The sequence below is a fragment of the Olleya sp. Ti.3.14 genome, assembly GCF_038154885.1.
Classification (GTDB): Bacteria; Bacteroidota; Bacteroidia; order Flavobacteriales; family Flavobacteriaceae; genus Olleya.
On the sequence record NZ_JBAKAO010000063.1, the window covers coordinates 1 to 293 of the forward strand.

Genomic DNA, 293 nt, shown 5'->3' on the forward strand with positions numbered 1-293 from the left:
GCGGAAAAGGGTAATGCCCAAATAAATTATTAAAATCGTCTTTTATCGCCTTCTTTTTTACGCATGTCTTCTATTTTTTCTTTAGTTAACATGTATTCTTTGGCGTCTCTGTCTTTCCATCTGTGGAACGTAAATAACGGAATGACTATGAAAAACAAACCTAAAACACCAAAGCCTATTAGTTTTTGTCCATAGTCAACTTCTAGGCAATAGCCACAAATTATGCTTGCTACAGATGCGATAAATGATAATGCGATTAGGTATTTCATTTTTTAATAGGACGTTATTTTTTG

Annotated in this window: 1 protein-coding gene; it reads right to left on the minus strand. The window is 33.1% G+C overall.

The genetic code is table 11. The features are described 5' to 3' along the window. Positions 1-29: 29 nt before the first annotated feature. Positions 30-269: a hypothetical protein gene (locus V6251_RS15290; protein ID WP_341589016.1), complete on the minus strand. Its 240-nt coding sequence runs from the start codon at positions 267-269 to the stop codon at positions 30-32. Between the last annotated feature and the right edge of the window lie 24 nt (positions 270-293).

Coding starts and splice junctions, on each gene's coding strand:
- V6251_RS15290 (WP_341589016.1), bottom strand. CDS start 269: ATGAAATACCTAATCGCATTATCATTTATCGCATCTGTAGCAAGCATA.